This window comes from Arthrobacter koreensis, assembly GCF_035792275.1.
GTDB lineage: Bacteria > Actinomycetota > Actinomycetes > Actinomycetales > Micrococcaceae > Arthrobacter_B > Arthrobacter_B koreensis_A.
Genome location: NZ_JAMWKK010000003.1, coordinates 114441 through 129937, shown reverse-complemented (window position 1 = coordinate 129937; position 15497 = coordinate 114441). Strand labels below are relative to the sequence as shown.

19 protein-coding genes are annotated in these 15497 nt (G+C 63.9%); 15 read left to right on the top strand and 4 right to left on the bottom strand.

Annotated elements, in window-relative coordinates:
• Positions 1 to 20: 20 nt before the first annotated feature.
• Positions 21 to 842 carry a type I methionyl aminopeptidase gene (gene map / locus NGB94_RS04105; protein ID WP_325789275.1) on the top strand — a complete coding sequence of 274 codons (822 nt, stop codon included), beginning with the start codon at positions 21 to 23 and terminating at the stop codon, positions 840 to 842.
• Here the strand turns inward: map and NGB94_RS04100 are convergent.
• Together NGB94_RS04100 and NGB94_RS04095 are read right to left on the bottom strand one after the other, a co-directional pair.
• Entirely contained in the window at positions 820 to 1704 is an 885-nt protein-coding gene (locus NGB94_RS04100; RefSeq protein ID WP_325789274.1) for a cytochrome c oxidase assembly protein, read from the bottom strand. The two genes, map and NGB94_RS04100, sit on opposite strands and share 23 nt — an antisense overlap.
• Positions 1704 to 2177 (bottom strand): DUF2243 domain-containing protein, encoded by a 474-nt coding sequence (locus tag NGB94_RS04095; protein ID WP_325789273.1) that lies wholly within the window; start codon positions 2175 to 2177, stop codon positions 1704 to 1706. The genes NGB94_RS04100 and NGB94_RS04095 overlap by 1 nt, the downstream gene beginning before the upstream one ends.
• Before the next feature lie 223 nt (positions 2178 to 2400).
• Here NGB94_RS04095 and NGB94_RS04090 point away from each other — a divergent pair, with 223 nt between their 5' ends.
• The 14 genes from NGB94_RS04090 to glmM all read left to right on the top strand — a co-directional run bounded on the left by NGB94_RS04090 (position 2401) and on the right by glmM (position 13973).
• The gene (locus NGB94_RS04090; RefSeq protein ID WP_325789272.1) at positions 2401 to 3390 is read left to right on the top strand and encodes a sugar ABC transporter permease; all 990 of its coding nucleotides are present in this window, start codon (positions 2401 to 2403) and stop codon (positions 3388 to 3390) included.
• Between the two features lie 86 nt (positions 3391 to 3476).
• A complete protein-coding gene (locus NGB94_RS04085; protein WP_325789457.1) occupies positions 3477 to 4262 on the top strand; it encodes a carbohydrate ABC transporter permease in 786 nt (261 codons plus the stop codon).
• 65 nt (positions 4263 to 4327) lie between these two features.
• Positions 4328 to 5704, top strand: a complete 1377-nt coding sequence (locus NGB94_RS04080) for an ABC transporter substrate-binding protein (RefSeq protein ID WP_325789271.1) — start codon at positions 4328 to 4330, stop codon at positions 5702 to 5704.
• Complete coding sequence (locus NGB94_RS04075) at positions 5701 to 6447, top strand: glycerophosphodiester phosphodiesterase (RefSeq protein ID WP_325789270.1); 747 nt, start codon at positions 5701 to 5703, stop codon at positions 6445 to 6447. The genes NGB94_RS04080 and NGB94_RS04075 overlap by 4 nt, the downstream gene beginning before the upstream one ends.
• A gap of 199 nt (positions 6448 to 6646) precedes the next feature.
• Positions 6647 to 6868, top strand: coding sequence for a translation initiation factor IF-1 (gene infA / locus NGB94_RS04070; protein WP_055239372.1), 222 nt, complete (start codon positions 6647 to 6649; stop codon positions 6866 to 6868).
• 71 nt (positions 6869 to 6939) lie between these two features.
• A complete protein-coding gene (gene rpmJ / locus NGB94_RS04065) occupies positions 6940 to 7053 on the top strand; it encodes a 50S ribosomal protein L36 (RefSeq protein ID WP_012397712.1) in 114 nt (37 codons plus the stop codon).
• 175 nt (positions 7054 to 7228) lie between these two features.
• A complete protein-coding gene (gene rpsM, locus NGB94_RS04060; protein WP_055239373.1) occupies positions 7229 to 7606 on the top strand; it encodes a 30S ribosomal protein S13 in 378 nt (125 codons plus the stop codon).
• Positions 7607 to 7673: 67 nt separating this feature from the next.
• The gene (gene rpsK, locus NGB94_RS04055) at positions 7674 to 8075 is read left to right on the top strand and encodes a 30S ribosomal protein S11 (RefSeq protein WP_055239374.1); all 402 of its coding nucleotides are present in this window, start codon (positions 7674 to 7676) and stop codon (positions 8073 to 8075) included.
• Positions 8076 to 8251: 176 nt separating this feature from the next.
• Positions 8252 to 9262: a DNA-directed RNA polymerase subunit alpha gene (locus NGB94_RS04050; RefSeq protein WP_055239375.1), complete on the top strand. Its 1011-nt coding sequence runs from the start codon at positions 8252 to 8254 to the stop codon at positions 9260 to 9262.
• Between the two features lie 64 nt (positions 9263 to 9326).
• Positions 9327 to 9899, top strand: a complete 573-nt coding sequence (gene rplQ / locus NGB94_RS04045; protein ID WP_325789269.1) for a 50S ribosomal protein L17 — start codon at positions 9327 to 9329, stop codon at positions 9897 to 9899.
• 37 nt (positions 9900 to 9936) lie between these two features.
• The gene (locus NGB94_RS04040; RefSeq protein ID WP_325789268.1) at positions 9937 to 10866 is read left to right on the top strand and encodes a tRNA pseudouridine synthase A; all 930 of its coding nucleotides are present in this window, start codon (positions 9937 to 9939) and stop codon (positions 10864 to 10866) included.
• A gap of 278 nt (positions 10867 to 11144) precedes the next feature.
• Positions 11145 to 11588: a 50S ribosomal protein L13 gene (gene rplM / locus NGB94_RS04035; RefSeq protein WP_325789267.1), complete on the top strand. Its 444-nt coding sequence runs from the start codon at positions 11145 to 11147 to the stop codon at positions 11586 to 11588.
• A 39-nt stretch (positions 11589 to 11627) separates the two neighbouring features.
• Positions 11628 to 12125 (top strand): 30S ribosomal protein S9, encoded by a 498-nt coding sequence (rpsI, locus tag NGB94_RS04030; protein WP_091602713.1) that lies wholly within the window; start codon positions 11628 to 11630, stop codon positions 12123 to 12125.
• Between the two features lie 477 nt (positions 12126 to 12602).
• On the top strand, positions 12603 to 13973 hold the full coding sequence (gene glmM, locus NGB94_RS04025) for a phosphoglucosamine mutase (protein WP_325789266.1): 1371 nt from the start codon (positions 12603 to 12605) through the stop codon (positions 13971 to 13973).
• A gap of 21 nt (positions 13974 to 13994) precedes the next feature.
• Here glmM and mscL read toward each other — a convergent pair whose 3' ends face one another.
• Together mscL and coaA are read right to left on the bottom strand one after the other, a co-directional pair.
• Positions 13995 to 14402, bottom strand: coding sequence for a large conductance mechanosensitive channel protein MscL (mscL, locus tag NGB94_RS04020; protein WP_325789265.1), 408 nt, complete (start codon positions 14400 to 14402; stop codon positions 13995 to 13997).
• 50 nt (positions 14403 to 14452) lie between these two features.
• Positions 14453 to 15433 carry a type I pantothenate kinase gene (coaA, locus tag NGB94_RS04015; RefSeq protein ID WP_325789264.1) on the bottom strand — a complete coding sequence of 327 codons (981 nt, stop codon included), beginning with the start codon at positions 15431 to 15433 and terminating at the stop codon, positions 14453 to 14455.
• Between the last annotated feature and the right edge of the window lie 64 nt (positions 15434 to 15497).

Here is a 15497-nt window from a genome sequence, read left to right as displayed (position 1 = left end):
AACAGACAGAAGGCGAGACGTTGGCCCAGCCGCGGATCCAGTACAAAACCAATGCGCAAATGCGCACCATGCGCGAGGCAGGCCTGGTGCTGATCAAGGCACTGGATGCGGCGGTCGCAGCCGCCCGCCCCGGCATCACCACGGCCGAGATCGACAAGGTCTTCGCCGGAGTGCTTGCCGAGGCGGGCGCGACGTCGAACTTCCTGGGGTATTACGATTTCCCGGCCACGATCTGCACCTCGGTCAACGAGGAAGTTGTTCACGGCATCCCGGGTAGCCGCGTGCTGGCAGACGGGGACATCATCTCGATCGACGGCGGTGCCGTGGTGGACGGCTGGCATTCAGACTCGGCCCGTACCGTCATTGTCGGCACGGCTGACCCCGAAGACCAGCGGCTCTCCGATGTCACCGAGAACGCCATGTGGCACGGTATTGCTGCTGCTGCCAAGGGCAGGTTCGTTGGTGACATTGGAGCAGCGATCGATGACTACGTCAGTTCCGTCCCGGGGAAGCCCCTTGGCATCCTCGAGGACTACGTGGGCCACGGCATCGGTTCCGAAATGCACCAGGCCCCGGACGTGCTTAACTACCGGACCAGCCACCGCGGTCCGAAGCTGAAGCCCGGGATGTGCCTTGCCATCGAGCCAATGCTCGTGCGCGGCGGTATTGAGACTGTCACCCTGGAGGACGACTGGACCGTGGTAACCACGGACGGCGCCCGCTCCTGCCAGTGGGAACACACAGTGGCCATCCACGAGAAGGGGATCTGGGTGCTCACGGCTCCCGACGGCGGTGCCTCGCGGCTCGCGCCGCTGGGCGTCACGCCGGTGCCTGTTCCCTGATCCCGTTTCCGCCGGTTTCTTCACCGGCTTGCCTGGTTAAAGGCCCGTTCTGCGTACCCGCGGAACGGGCTTTTTCCGTATTCCCGGAGGGTTCCGCCTGCGCCGAAGTGGTACCGGCAGGCGCCGAACGCCGGTACCACTGCAGGCAGAGAATGATCATGACCGCGACTTCCACGGCTCCGCCGGCGTAGTACATGGCCATGGCTCCGGACTCGGCGGCGGCAGCCGGGATCCCGGCCGGCGGATCAGCATACAGCGACTTCGCCAGGACGTTATGCGCAGCCGCAGTGAGGATCAGTACGCCGGCCCGCACACGCAGGCCCGCACGGTGCGGATTGGGGTCCCGTCCAACCAGGGCAGCCGTCCACAGGTAGCCGGCGGCTACCAGATGAAACGTCACCAGCCAGTGCACCGGAGCCAGGGTGGCCATGGCCCCGAACAGCGGGGTCCTGAACATCAGGAACATTCCGCCGACGTTCAGGACGGCGGCGGTTACCGGGTGTGCGAGGAACCGGGCAGGGCGGCTGCGCAGAATCCGGACCGTGCGCCTGGCCGGCATCCTGTCCATCACCCGGAGCCCAAGAGTGACCGGGCGGGAGAGAACCAGCAACAGCGGTGCCAGCATGCCTGCAGACACATGGGAGAGCGCCAGCCAGGTAAAGTCCGCATGGGCCAGCACCGGGAGGGGGCCAAGAACCGTCAGCAGGACGAGGGCGAGGCCCAGGACGAAGAGGACGCTCCGGTGCACGGGCCACGGGGCTGCCCGGCCCGAACGGGCGCCGGCAACGTAGGCCACTGCGGCGGCACAGGCAGGGACAAGGAACAGGACCTCTGCCGGATAGGTGCCGGTGGAATGGTGCATTAGTGCCCGTGGCCCGCCGGTTCCGCGGACCGCGTGCGCACCAGCAGGAAGACACCAACACCGATCATCAGCACTGCCACGGTGTTCCAGGCGATGTCGTAGGGCAGTTCAACGTTGTACCGGATCTGGTGCAGCGTCAGCAGCTTGTGCTGGATGGTGCCGTCGTAAAGCTGGAAACCACCCGCACCTACCAGGAGCGCGCCGGCCCACCGAAGGGGCATAAGGAGGCGGTGGCGGCGGAGGTCTGCGAACAGAAACAGCCCCGCCACTACGGCGAACCAGCCGAAGGCATGGAACAGGCCGTCGGAGAACAGGCCGGCCGAAGCAGTCGACTTGTCGTAGAAGTGATGCCACTGGAGCAGCTGGTGAAAGACCACCTCGTCGACGAAGGCTGCGATGCCGATCCCCACCAGCACTCCGGAGAGCACATTCCTGCGGACCGGCCGAATTACTGCTGTGCGCGGGGAATCCATGGCCCCGACCCTAGCAAACCCGGCTTCGGAAGCGGAGCAGGGCAGCTCCGCGGAAGGCCGTCCGTTCCGTGTCACAAAGTGAACGGCTGCTGAACGCGGCCTGAAAGGACATCCAACGGGTGCTGAAGTCTTCCCCAAACGACCGGAGCAGGCCCGTTTGCCCCTGCCGCAAAACCTAGGCTGAAGGCGTCAATTCGCTCTCGACGAAGGTTCGCACCCGAACATGTCATCTTCCACTTTGTCCCCGCCCGGGCATGCCGTGCCGCCCGTCCCGGGAACCGGTCCGGATGGTCCGCTCCCGCGCCGGAGCCAGTCCCGGCCGCCGGTTTCCCGCCGCCGGCGCAAATCCTCAAACTGGCTGCTCTTCGCACTCCTGGCAGGCCCCAACATCGCCCTGCTGCTCGTCTTCACCTACAAACCACTGCTTCAGTCGTTCTACTACTCAACACTCCAGTGGAATATCGGTTCTGCTATCGCCCGCCCGGTTGGTTTGCGGAACTACACCGACTGGCTGACGGCGCCGGGCACCCCGCAGGTCGTCGCCGTCACCGTGGTCTTCACGCTGGCCACAGTGGGCGGCGGTATGGTCATCGGACTCGCCCTCGCCCTTCTCCTGAACAGCAGGCTGAAGCTCAGGGGAGCGGCCCGCACCATCGTCGTCGCGCCGTACGTGCTTTCCGGCGTCGCCGTCGGGCTGCTGTGGCTTTTCGTCTTCGATCCGAACTTCGGAGTGACGTCCGCGCTGCTGCAGGCCGTTGGCCTGCCCTCACCGGACTGGTACAACGATCCGGGCTACGCGCTGGCCATGGTCATCATCGTCTACCTCTGGAAAAACGCGGGTTACGTCGCCCTCATCTATCTGGCGGGCCTGCAGGCAATTCCCAGGGACCTGCTGGAAGCCGCGTCCCTGGACGGGGCGGGACGGCTCAGGACCCTGGCGGGGATTACCCTCCCGCTGCTTGGGCCGACAACGTTCTTCCTCTCGGTGACGACGCTGCTCAGCTCGTTGCAGTCGTTCGACATCATCCAGGCCATGACCAAGGGCGGGCCGCTGGAAGGCACGACCACCATGATGTACCAGATCTACCAGCAGGGCTTCGTGGCCGGAACCGCGGGTTACTCCTCGGCGATCGCGACCATCCTGTTCCTGGTGCTCCTCGCCGTCACGCTCCTGCAGCTGAAATTCGTTGAACGGAAGGTGCACTACTCGTGAGTACCGTACTGCGCCCTGCTGTGTCCGGATCCCAGTCCGCAGGGCCCGGGACCCGGAGACGTCCTGCCTTCGCAGGCTACGCAGCCATGGCGGCAGCCGTCGCCGTCATGGTCCTCCCGCTGATCTGGATGATGCTGGCCAGCTTCAAGGAACCGGACGAGATCTACACGGTTCCGATCCAGTGGCTGCCTGCCGGCTGGGACTTTTCCAACTACGCCGCGGCCGCCGAACGTGTTCCGTTCGGCGCGTTCTTCGCGAATTCGCTCCTCGTGACAGTGATCGGTGCGGGCCTGAAGATCCTCCTGGGGCTGACCACGGCCTACGCGCTGGTCTTCGTGGACGTGCCGTTCAAGAAGGTGTTCTTCGCCGTCGTGATTTTCGCCCTGCTCATCCCGCAGCAGATCGTGATCATCCCGAACTACACGCTCGTGGCAGAACTGGGCTGGCTGAATACCTACCAGGGCATCATCCTCCCGGGGCTGGCCAGTGCTTTTGGAACGTTCCTGTTCCGCCAGCACTTCCTCTCCCTGCCGCCGTCGGTCATGGAAGCAGCGGTGCTCGACGGCGCCGGCCACCTGCGCAGGCTGTTCCAGTTTGTGGTGCCCATGTCCGCACCAACCATCGCCGCCGTAGCCCTGGTCTCCGTGGTCAACGAATGGAACGAGTACCTCTGGCCCCTGCTGGTGGTGGACCGCGCCGAGATGATGACGCTGCCCGTGGGGCTCACGCTGCTGCAGAACAACGACGGCGTCACCAACTGGGGCGTGCTGATGGCCGGCACGGTACTGGTCACCGTCCCTGTCCTCGCCCTGTTCTTTGTGCTCCAGCGCCGGATCGTCTCCGGTCTCACCGCCGGCGCGGTCACCGGCTAAGCCGGCCACACCACCACGCCCGCCTTTCATCCAACGCATCCCGTATCGAAAAACCGAAGGAAACCATGAACAAGCGTCTTGCCCCTGCCGTTGCCGCCTCAGCTCCCGCCGGTCTCACCCGCAGGAACATCCTGGCCCTCGCCGGAATCCTCGGCGGATCCGCCGCCCTTGCCGCCTGCGGCGGCCCCTCGACTGCCGGAACCGGGGGAGCGGTCGAAACTGCCGGAACCGACTGGGCTTCCGTCACGCCCGCCAAGAAAATCACCTGGTGGTCCAACCACCCCGGTGCTTCCAAACCGATCGAGGAAGAACTCATCCGCCGGTTCACGGCCAAGACCGGCATCGACGTTGAACTGGTGACCGCAGGCGCCAACTACGACGAGGTTGCTCAGCGCTTCCAGGCCTCGGCCGGCACCAATAACGTTCCGGACCTCGTGGGGGCCAGTGACGTGTGGTGGTTCCGCTACATGATCAACGGCCAGATCCTCCCGGTCGACGACGTCGCGGCGCACCTGGGCATTGAAACCGCCGACTACAACGCAGGCCTGTACAACGACTACGAGTTCAACGGAAACCACTGGGCCTTCCCCTACGCCCGCTCCACCCCGCTGTTCTACTACAACCGGGACCTGTTCAAGGCTGCCGGCCTGCCCGACCGGGCCCCGAAGACCTGGGAGGAGTACAACTCCTGGGCTCCGGCACTGGCAGCAGCGAACGGCGGAGCGGCGCCCATGGCCCTGGGATCGGACACCTCCTGGTCGGCCTGGTGGTTCTGCAACATCATGTGGGGGCTGGGCGGGCAGTACTCCCGGGAATGGACGCTCACCCTGGATGATCCCAAGACTGTCGAAGCAGGGGAGTTCCTGCGCGGGATGATCCACCAGCAGAAGACGGTGGCCGTTTCCGCCGCCGACTACGTCGCTGACTTTACTGCCGGCGTGAGCGCCTGCACCATTGCCTCCACCGGTTCGCTCAGCGGCATTATGGAAGCCGCGAAATTCGACGTCGGCACCGGATTCCTGCCCGAAGGACCCGCCGGACCCGCATGCCCCACCGGCGGCACCGGAATCGCCATTGCGGCTGAGAAGTCACCCGAGGAACAGCTGGCCGCGGCGATGTTCCTGCAGTTCATCGGCGAACCCGAGCAGACAGCGTACTTCTCCGCGAACACCGGGTACATGCCCGTCCGGACCTCCGCTGCGGACGGAGCCGAGATGCAGGCGGTCTATGCCAAGGCCCCCCAGTTCCGCACCGCCGTCGACCAGCTGGCCACCACCCGGGTGCAGGACTGGGCACGGTCCTTTGTTCCCTCGGGCGACCAGCACTTGACCACGGCGCTGGAGAAGATCATGCTTCAGGACACTCCGGCGGCGGACGCATTCGCCGCTGCGTCTGACGCCATCGCCAAGTCCTTCGAACAGAACGTCGAGCCGTACCTGTGAACCTGCTGACCGTCGCCCACCGGGGCAATTCCGCATACGCACCTGAAAACACCCTGGCCGCCTTCGCCTCCGCTGCGGCGGCCGGGGCAGCAATGATCGAGACCGACCTGCAGCTCAGCGCTGACGGGGCCGTAGTCCTGATCCACGACGACACCCTGAACCGGACTGCCGGACGGGACGGCCGCGTAGCGGACCTCACCGCGTCCGAGCTGCAGAGCGCAGACGCCGGATCCTGGTTCTCTCAGGACTACGCAGGAGAGCGCGTGCCGGTCCTGGCAGACCTGGTGGACTTCGCTGCCGGGCATCCGAACCTGGGCTGGCTGCTCGAATTCAAGGGGGAGTGGAACCCGGACCAGATCGCCGCGGCAGCAGCGCCCCTGCGCGAGGCCGGCCTGGCCGAACGCTGCGTACTGCAGGGTTTCTCGCCGCGCACTGTGCGGAGCCTGCACGCTGCCGCACCTGATATTGAGCGGGGGCTGCTGATCACGATGCAGCCGGTCGCGGGAGAGGAACGACAGTTCCTGCGCTTTCTCACGGAAACCGCCGCCGGCTACTGCAATCCCCACGGCGGGATCCTGCGTTCCTCCCCGCAGCTGGTTTCGCTGCTGCAGGACGAGGGCGTGAAAGTCTGTGTGTGGACGCTAAACGAACCGGATCAGTGGGAAGCGGCGGCCGCGGCGGGAGTGGACGGGATCATCACCGACCGGCCGGGGGAGCTGGCAGAGTGGTCCAGGCTGGCCTAACGCGGCAGCCGAAGGCCCGGACGGGCAGCGGGATTTAACTTATCCGGGGTTGTGGCGTAGAGTTATCTGTTGGTTGTCTCTACATTCGTGCCCTTTTCCAACCGGCTCCGGCCAGCTGGGACGGCACGCGGGTGAGACCATCAAACACCAAAAACCGCTGCCCCGGCAATTAAGGGCGGCACAGACGTTAGCGGAGGATATGGCCAAGAAAGACGGCGTCATAGAGATTGAGGGCTCGGTCAACGAAGCCCTGCCCAATGCGATGTTCCGCGTTGAGCTGGCCAATGGCCACATTGTGCTCGCACACATCTCGGGAAAGATGCGTCAACACTACATTCGCATCCTCCCCGGAGACCGCGTTGTGGTGGAACTTAGCCCGTACGACCTCACCCGGGGCCGTATCGTCTACCGCTACAAGTAACAACCAAGGCTCCGGTTCGTTCCCCCGGGAGAGGACTGGAGCTCAACCCTGCAACCACGCAAAGGAAAACCATGAAGGTCCAGCCGAGCGTCAAGCAGATCTGCGATAAGTGCAAGGTGATTCGCCGTAACGGCCGAGTCATGGTGATCTGCGAGAACCCGCGCCACAAGCAGCGCCAGGGCTAAGAAGCGGTTACTGTTCCGGCCCAGGCCGGAACGCGCTAAGCCCACGCGTAGTAATTGAATATGGCAGTACAGCGTCTGATACGCGTGACGCATACCCCCGGTACGGAGGCCGGGGACCTGGAAACAGGGACGTACTGCTTCAGACCTCCGGTAACACCAAAGGAGAACCGCCAATATGGCACGTCTCGCCGGCGTAGACATTCCCCGCGAAAAGCGGGTTGTCATTGCGCTTACCTACATCTACGGCGTGGGCAAGACCCGTGCAGAGCAGACCCTGGCAGAGACCGGCATCAGCCCGGACACTCGCGTCAAGGACCTCACCGATGCTGAACTCGTTCAGCTGCGTGACTACATCGAGGGCAACTTCAAGGTTGAGGGTGACCTCCGCCGCGAGGTGGCAGCCGACATCCGCCGCAAGGTCGAGATTGGCAGCTACCAGGGCATCCGCCACCGCCGCGGCATGCCTGTCCACGGCCAGCGCACCAAGACCAACGCTCGTACCCGCAAGGGCCCGAAGCGCACCGTTGCCGGTAAGAAGAAGGCCGGCCGCTAAATAACGCGGTCCAGGCCATGACCTGCACAGCCAGGTCACCTAAACCAAACTCTTTGTAGGAGAAGTAATGCCCCCCAAGACTCGTGGAGCGGTACGCAAGCCGCGTCGCAAGGATAAGAAGAATATCGCGCTGGGCCAGGCGCATATCAAGAGCACTTTCAACAACACCATCGTGTCCATCACGGACCCGACCGGTGCTGTCATCTCATGGGCTTCCGCCGGTGAGGTTGGCTTCAAGGGCTCCCGTAAGTCCACCCCGTTCGCTGCGCAGATGGCTGCTGAAGCCGCTGCCAAGCGTGCACAGGAGCACGGCGTCCGCAAGGTCGACGTCTTCGTGAAGGGTCCGGGATCCGGGCGCGAGACCGCGATCCGTTCGCTGCAGGCCACCGGCCTGGAAGTTGGCACCATCCAGGATGTCACCCCGAGCGCACACAACGGCTGCCGTCCCCCGAAGCGCCGCCGCGTCTAATTCGCATTCGTTGCCGGTGCCTGTGCCGCGTCTGTCCCTGTCAAAGGGCCCGACGCGGCGCAGGCCCGGGTGCGAGGCTGCTAGCCGTCCAAGACGCGCGCGGGGTGTCCCCGCCGTCGTCGTTTCCACCATTTGTGTTGCGTCATATAGCGGACGCTCGCTGAAAGGAAATGCAAGTGCTCATTGCACAGCGCCCCACCCTCACTGAAGAAGTAGTAGCCGACAACCGCTCACGGTTCATCATCGAGCCGCTGGAGCCCGGTTTCGGCTACACGCTTGGCAACTCGCTTCGCCGTACGCTCCTTTCCTCCATCCCCGGTGCTGCCGTAACCAGCATCCGGATCGACGGAGTTCTGCACGAGTTCACCACCGTTCCGGGCGTTAAGGAGGATGTCACTGAGATCATCCTGAACGTCAAGAACCTCTCGGTGTCCTCCGAGCACGACGAGCCCGTCGTGGCCTACCTGCGCAAGCAGGGCCCCGGCGTCGTCACTGCCGCGGACATTGCTCCGCCGGCCGGCGTCGAGTTCCACAACCCGGATCTGCACATCGCCACCCTGAACTCGAAGGGCAAGTTCGAACTCGAACTGACCATCGAGCGTGGACGTGGTTACGTTTCCGCAAGCCAGAACAAGTCCGGCGACCAGGAGATCGGCCGTATTCCGGTTGACTCCATCTACTCGCCGGTCCTGAAGGTGACCTTCCGCGTGGAAGCCACCCGTGTCGAGCAGCGCACTGACTTCGACCGCCTGATCGTCGACGTCGAGACCAAGGATGCCATTGCACCGCGCGACGCTGTCGCTTCTGCAGGCACCACCCTGGTTGAGCTTTTCGGCCTGGCCCGCGAACTGAACACCGCAGCTGAAGGCATCGAAATCGGTCCGAGCCCCACGGATGCCGCCCTGGCAGCCGACATGGCCCTGCCGATCGAGGACCTTGAGCTGACCGTGCGCTCCTACAACTGCCTCAAGCGCGAAGGCATCCACACCGTGGGTGAACTCGTAGCCCGCTCCGAGGCTGACCTGATGGACATTCGCAACTTCGGTGCGAAGTCCATCGACGAGGTGAAGGCGAAGCTGGTTGAACTGGGTCTGTCCCTGAAGGATTCCCCTCCCGGGTTTGATCTGGCCGCCCGCGCCGCAGCCATCGAAGAGGACGAGTCCGAGTTCTCGGACGACGAGCTCTAAACACGCAAAATCTTGCCGTCAGTGCCTAGGAGCACTGCACAGCACCGTTTGAGGAGAAAATGTAATGCCTACACCCACCAAGGGTAAGCGCCTCGGAGGCAGCCCGGCTCACCAGCGCCTGATGCTGGCGAACCTGGCAGCCCAGCTGTTCGAGCACAAGCAGATCACCACCACGGTGACCAAGGCCAAGCGCCTGCGCCCGTACGCCGAGCGCCTGATCACCTTCGCAAAGCGTGGAGACCTGTCTTCCCGCCGCCGCGTCCTGGCCCTGATCTCTGACAAGGGCCTCGTTCACGAGCTCTTCACCGAGATCGCACCGGCCGTTGCACAGCGCGACGGCGGTTACACCCGCATCACCAAGATCGGCAACCGCAAGGGCGACAACGCTCCCATGGCTGTCATCGAACTGGTGCTGGAACCGCTTTCCGCCAAGCAGTCCGTCGTTGCAGAGGCTTCCACCGCCGCTGCAGCCGCTGCTCCGGCTCCGGTTGCTGAGTCCGCCGATTCGGCTGACTCCGGCGAGTCCGCTGATTCCGCTGAGTCTGCCGACTCCGCAGAGTCCGCTGAGTCCGCTGATTCCGCAGAGTCTGCAGACTCCGCTGACGAAGCTGCTGAGGAAACCGAAGAGAAGAAGTAATTCTCTGATTTCCACGCCATGCCCTTAATATTGGGGTATGACGATCGAGAGGCCCGCTGTCCCTAACCCGGACGGCGGGCCTTTTCGTATTCGGCTGGACCTTTCCTACGACGGTGCTCCGTTTGCGGGGTGGGCTGTCCAGCCGGGTCTCGTTACCGTGCAGGGGACCCTCGAGGCCGCCCTGGCTGTCCTCTTCCGCCGGCCCATAAGAGTAACGGTTGCCGGACGGACCGACGCCGGTGTCCACGCCCGCGGCCAGGTGGTCCACTTTGATGCCACCGGGGCGGAATGGGCGGCGCTGGCCCGCAGCACGGACCTTGAGCCCGCAGAAGCGTTCAAGCGGCGCCTGCGCGGAGTCCTGAACCGTGAGCTGACCGTACCGCTGAAGGAAGCCGGACTTTCCCGGCGTGCGGTGGAAGCTATGGCAGGCGCCGTTGAAGTCCACCGGGCCTCCATTGCCCCGACCGGCTTCGACGCCCGCTTCTCGGCACTGTGGCGCCGCTACAGCTACCGCATAGCAGACTGCCAGGAGGACTGGGATCCGCTGCTGCGCAATATCACCCTGTGGCACAAGACGCGGTTGGACGAGAATGCGATGAACCAGGCAGCTGCCGGTGTGCTTGGAATCCAGGACTTCCTATCCTTCTGCAAACCCCGCGAGGGGGCTACCACCATCCGTGAACTGCAGGAGTTCGTGTTTGTCCGCCGGCCGGACGGCATCCTCCAGGCAAGCCTGAAGGCGGACGCGTTCTGCCACAACATGGTGCGGTCCCTCATCGGAGGCGCACTGCTTGTCGGAGCGGGGGAGAGGCGTCCCGGCTGGCTGGCCGAGCGGATGTTCGCGCGGATTAGGGACTCCAACTCAAAACTGGCTCCGCCCCACCCCCTGGTTCTGGAAGAAGTGAAGTATCCCGGGGCTGCGGAGCTCAGTGCCCGGGCGGAAACAACGCGGGCCCTCAGGGAATAGAATGGTCCCAGGCGATCGCATGCCTGCCGGGACTTTGACCTGACCCGGCAAGCAGGCTATTGTTTATAGTCGTTGTGCGTGTCCTACCTCGATAGGCCTATGCCCACGGGAGCGGCTCAGTTGCAGAGCCACCTGGCCCCGGGGAGATAGCCGAGATCTCAGGACCACTGGTTAATTCAGTCCTCACCTGACCATCCGGTAACGCATAGAGAAGCTGCACTGCGTATGGCATCCATACGCGGCGCGCCACCTAAGAAGAAGAAACGAAGGCAAAAACCGTGCGTACGTACACCCCGAAGCCCGGCGACATCAACCGCCAGTGGCACGTCATTGACGCCACCGACGTTGTCCTAGGCCGTCTTGCCAGCCAGACCGCAACACTGCTGCGCGGAAAGCACAAGCCGACCTTTGCTCCCCACATGGACATGGGCGATTTCGTCATCATCATCAACGCTGAGAAGGTTGCCCTCACCGGCGCCAAGCTCGAACAGAAGCGTGCCTACCGCCACTCCGGTTTCCCGGGCGGTCTGTCCTCCGTCAACTATGCCGAACTGCTGGAGAAGAACCCGGTGCGCGCAGTTGAGAAGGCCATCCGCGGCATGCTGCCCAAGAACTCCCTCGCTGCACAGCAGATGGGCAAGCTGAAGGTATACGCAGGTGCCGAGCACCCGCACGCCGCCCAGCAGCCCAAGACCTTCGAAATCACCCAGGTCGCCCAGTAGTTCTGGCCCGCCAACTAAGAAATTAATTCAAGGAGAATCGTGGCTCAGAACACTGAAGAGCTGAATGAAAACACCGAGGAGCTCACCAGCTACACCTCGGAAACCCCTGACGCTGCCGAATCGGCCGTCAAGGAACGCCCGGCCCTGACCGTTGCAGGTTCCGCAGTTGGCCGCCGCAAGGAAGCAATCGCCCGCGTGCGCGTTGTCCCCGGCACCGGCAAGTGGATCGTTAACGGCCGCGAACTGGCTGACTACTTCCCCAACAAGCTGCACCAGCAGGAAGTCAACGAGCCGTTCAAGCTCCTCGACCTCGACGGCGCATACGACGTCATCGCCCGTATTCACGGCGGCGGCGCTTCCGGCCAGGCCGGCGCACTGCGTCTCGGCGTTGCCCGCTCGCTGAACGAGATCGACCGCGAGAACAACCGCCCGGCCCTGAAGAAGGCAGGCTTCCTGACTCGTGACGCCCGCGTCATCGAGCGCAAGAAGGCTGGTCTCAAGAAGGCCCGCAAGGCACCTCAGTACTCCAAGCGCTAAAACGCGCCTACCCAATCGGCTGCCGCTGGCGCGTCAGCCGATTGGGGCCCTCGGCGCCTTTTGGCGCTTGGCTCCACAAGCGCTGATTCAGCTCAGTGGGTGTTTGGTTCCACAAGCGCTGATTCAGCGTTTGCTGGACGTGAGGGTTTATGCAGAAAGCCCCCGGCAGTTGCCGGGGGCTTTCTGTGTTCGTCAACCGGGTTGCTTCAACACAGCGGCGGCAGGCCAGGGCGGACACCAGACGGGTGGTTGTGCGGAATCGGACATCAAGCGGCAGAACCCCCTAGCCAGCGTGGGGTCCCTGCGCCTGAACCACCCGCTAATCCACCGGATTTGCCCGTGAGCAGCAGCGGGTGTTTCGCCGCAGGTGATACTGAGGTGGCAGAATAGGCGCGGGGGTTGCGCCTTACCCCCGCCCGGGTACTTCCCCACGCACCCGGTTTTCCCTGGCGGCCGCATGCTTTAAGGACATTTTCTATGACACGACTGTTTGGTACCGACGGGGTTCGGGGCCTGGCCAACGGACTTATTACCGCCGAGGTCGCCCTTGAGCTGGCGCAGGCTGCAGCCGTGGTGCTTGGACACCAGCAGGTACCTGAGGGGAAACGGCCGGTAGCAGTCGTGGCCCGCGACCCGCGGATCAGCGGTGACTTCATCTCCGCGGCTGTCGAGGCAGGCCTGGCCAGCTCAGGTGTCGATGTCTTTGATGCCGGCATCCTGCCGACTCCCGCGGCAGCATTCCTGGTCGCGGATCTCGAAGCGGACTTCGGCGTCATGATCTCTGCTTCCCATAACGCGGCACCGGATAACGGAATCAAGTTCCTGGCGCGCGGCGGCCAGAAGCTGGATGACGCCTTGGAAGACGCCATAGAAGCCGAGATGCAGGCGCCCAGCCACCGCCCCACGGGCGCCGCCGTAGGCCGCATCAAACGCTTCGCCGACGCAGAAGACCGTTACGTGGTTCACCTGCTGCAGACGCTGCCTAACCGGCTCGAAGGACTCAAAGTCGTGCTGGACTGCGCGCACGGTGCCGCCAGCGGCTGCTCGCCCCAGGTATTCGCCGACGCCGGTGCTGAAGTCATCGTCATCGGTGCGGACCCGGACGGCATCAACATTAACGACGGCTACGGCTCCACGCACCTCGGACCCCTCCAGGCGGCGGTCCTGGAGCACGGGGCGGACCTCGGCATTGCGCACGACGGCGACGCCGACCGCTGCCTCGCCGTGGATGCTGAAGGCAGCATCGTGGACGGTGACCAGATCATGGCCATCATGGCCGTAGCCATGAAAGCGTCGGGTGAACTCAAAGACGACGCCCTCGTAGCCACAGTCATGAGCAACCTTGGCCTCAAGCTGGCTCTGCGAGACGCCGGTATCAGCGTCCGCGAGACCGGAGTCGGTGACAGGTACGTACTCGAAGCCATGCGCGAGGGCGGTTACAGCCTGGGCGGCGAGCAGTCAGGCCACGTCATTTTCTCCAGGTACGCAACCACCGGTGACGGCGTCCTGACAGGACTCCAGCTTGCCGCACAGGTAGCTAAGACAGGGCGCAGCCTCAAGCAGCTGGCCAGCATCATGGACAAGCTTCCCCAGGTACTCATCAACGTGAAGAACGTGGATAAGACGGCAGCAGCCACGAACGAAGCTGTGCGGCAGGCGGTTATTGACGCACAGGAGAAGCTCGGTGAGACCGGCCGCGTCCTGCTGCGCCCGTCGGGTACCGAACCGCTGGTACGCGTGATGGTCGAAGCCGCGGACATGGAAACGGCACAGAACGTCGCGGCCAGGCTGGCTGCCGTAGTTGAGGCGAACCTGTCGCTGAAAGCTTCCGAGGGCGCGGGCGTCTAGGACGGGCCCGGGCGGGCCGGGCTAGTGTTTCGGCCCGCCGGAAGACTGGGCTGCAAGGACATCCCGGATCTCGGTGAGCAGGGCGACCTGCGGGTCGGCGGACTGTTCCGGAGTGATTCCGAGCCTGCGGTTGCGCCGTTCAATCATCCTGTTCATCGGCAGGACTATCACGAAGTACACGGCCGCTGCCACGAGCAGGAAGTTCACGATTGCCGTGAGCAGCACGCCGAACTGGATCTGGTTTCCGTTCAGGGTCACCACGGCGAAACTGTCGAAATTGGGGGAGCCCACGAGTGCCGAGATGAACGGCATAAGCACCGATTCGACCAGCGCGTTAACGACGGTCGTAAACGCAGCTCCGATGATGACGGCTACGGCAAGGTCCAGGACGTTGCCCTTCATAATGAAGTCTTTGAATCCCTTTAGCATGTGGCCAGAGTAGCCGCCTTCAGGGCGCCGTCAGTGCCTTTCCCCGCTTTTTAGGTTTTGCGGAGCAGCATGCGCCGCACCGAGTGATCAGCGTCCTTGGTGAGGACCAGCTGGGCGCGGCCGCGGGTGGGCAGGACGTTGGTCACCAGGTTGGGTTCGTTGATCCGCTTCCAGATGTCCAGCGCAGTCTGGCGGGCCTCATGGTCCGTCAGGGCAGCATAGCGGTGGAAGTAGGACGCAGGATTCGCAAAAGCCCCGCTCCGAAGTGACTGGAACCGCTGGACGTACCACTCCTCGATGTAGGAGGTGCGCGCGTCAACATAGATCGAAAAGTCGAAGAAATCGCTCAGCGCCAGTCCTGACCGACCGTCCGGGCGCGTGCGCGCGGGTGCCAGCACGTTCAGGCCCTCGACGATGAGGACATCGGGACGGCGAACCACAATTTCAGAGTCGGGAACGATGTCGTACGTCAGGTGCGAGTACCGAGGTGCCCTGACTTCCTCGGCGCCGGACTTGACCGCGCTGACGAAACGCAGCAGCCGGCGGCGATCGTAGCTTTCCGGAAAACCCTTGCGTTCCATCAGGCCCCGGCGCTTCAGCTCGGCGTTCGGATAGAGGAACCCGTCAGTGGTTATCAGTTCTACATTCGGGGTATCCGGCCAGCGCCTGAGCATCTCCCTCAGCACACGGGCTGTGGTGGATTTCCCGACGGCGACGGAGCCGGCGACGCCGATCACGAACGGCGTGCGCGTCGTCTGTTCCCCCAGGAAGGTCGTAGTGGCACTGTGCAGCCTACCCGCGGCGGCCACGTAAAGGTTCAGCAGCCGGGAGAGCGGAAGGTAGACCTCGCGTACCTCGTCCAGGTTCAACTGGTCGCCCAGTCCCCGAAGGCGGGTGATGTCTTCCTGGTTCAGGGGAGACTCAATTTCGTGGGACAGGCGTGACCAGGTTTGCCGGTCCAGCTCAACGAACGGAGTGAAGTTAGTCTCTTGGCCGTTGCCGGGCGCCGGCTTCGGAGTTGGTTCGGTCACTCTAGGAATTGTGCACTGCCCCGGCGGTCAATCCAAACGGAGAAGGACTTGGACACCGGGGCGC

Coding starts and splice junctions, on each gene's coding strand:
- NGB94_RS04085 (WP_325789457.1), top strand. CDS start 3,477: ATGGCGGCAGCCGTCGCCGTCATGGTCCTCCCGCTGATCTGGATGATG.
- mscL (WP_325789265.1), bottom strand. CDS start 14,402: ATGCTAAAGGGATTCAAAGACTTCATTATGAAGGGCAACGTCCTGGAC.
- rpsK (WP_055239374.1), top strand. CDS start 7,674: ATGCCCCCCAAGACTCGTGGAGCGGTACGCAAGCCGCGTCGCAAGGAT.
- NGB94_RS04095 (WP_325789273.1), bottom strand. CDS start 2,177: ATGGATTCCCCGCGCACAGCAGTAATTCGGCCGGTCCGCAGGAATGTG.
- NGB94_RS04100 (WP_325789274.1), bottom strand. CDS start 1,704: ATGCACCATTCCACCGGCACCTATCCGGCAGAGGTCCTGTTCCTTGTC.
- rpsM (WP_055239373.1), top strand. CDS start 7,229: ATGGCACGTCTCGCCGGCGTAGACATTCCCCGCGAAAAGCGGGTTGTC.
- NGB94_RS04090 (WP_325789272.1), top strand. CDS start 2,401: ATGTCATCTTCCACTTTGTCCCCGCCCGGGCATGCCGTGCCGCCCGTC.
- infA (WP_055239372.1), top strand. CDS start 6,647: ATGGCCAAGAAAGACGGCGTCATAGAGATTGAGGGCTCGGTCAACGAA.
- rpmJ (WP_012397712.1), top strand. CDS start 6,940: ATGAAGGTCCAGCCGAGCGTCAAGCAGATCTGCGATAAGTGCAAGGTG.
- rplQ (WP_325789269.1), top strand. CDS start 9,327: ATGCCTACACCCACCAAGGGTAAGCGCCTCGGAGGCAGCCCGGCTCAC.
- NGB94_RS04040 (WP_325789268.1), top strand. CDS start 9,937: ATGACGATCGAGAGGCCCGCTGTCCCTAACCCGGACGGCGGGCCTTTT.
- glmM (WP_325789266.1), top strand. CDS start 12,603: ATGACACGACTGTTTGGTACCGACGGGGTTCGGGGCCTGGCCAACGGA.
- NGB94_RS04080 (WP_325789271.1), top strand. CDS start 4,328: ATGAACAAGCGTCTTGCCCCTGCCGTTGCCGCCTCAGCTCCCGCCGGT.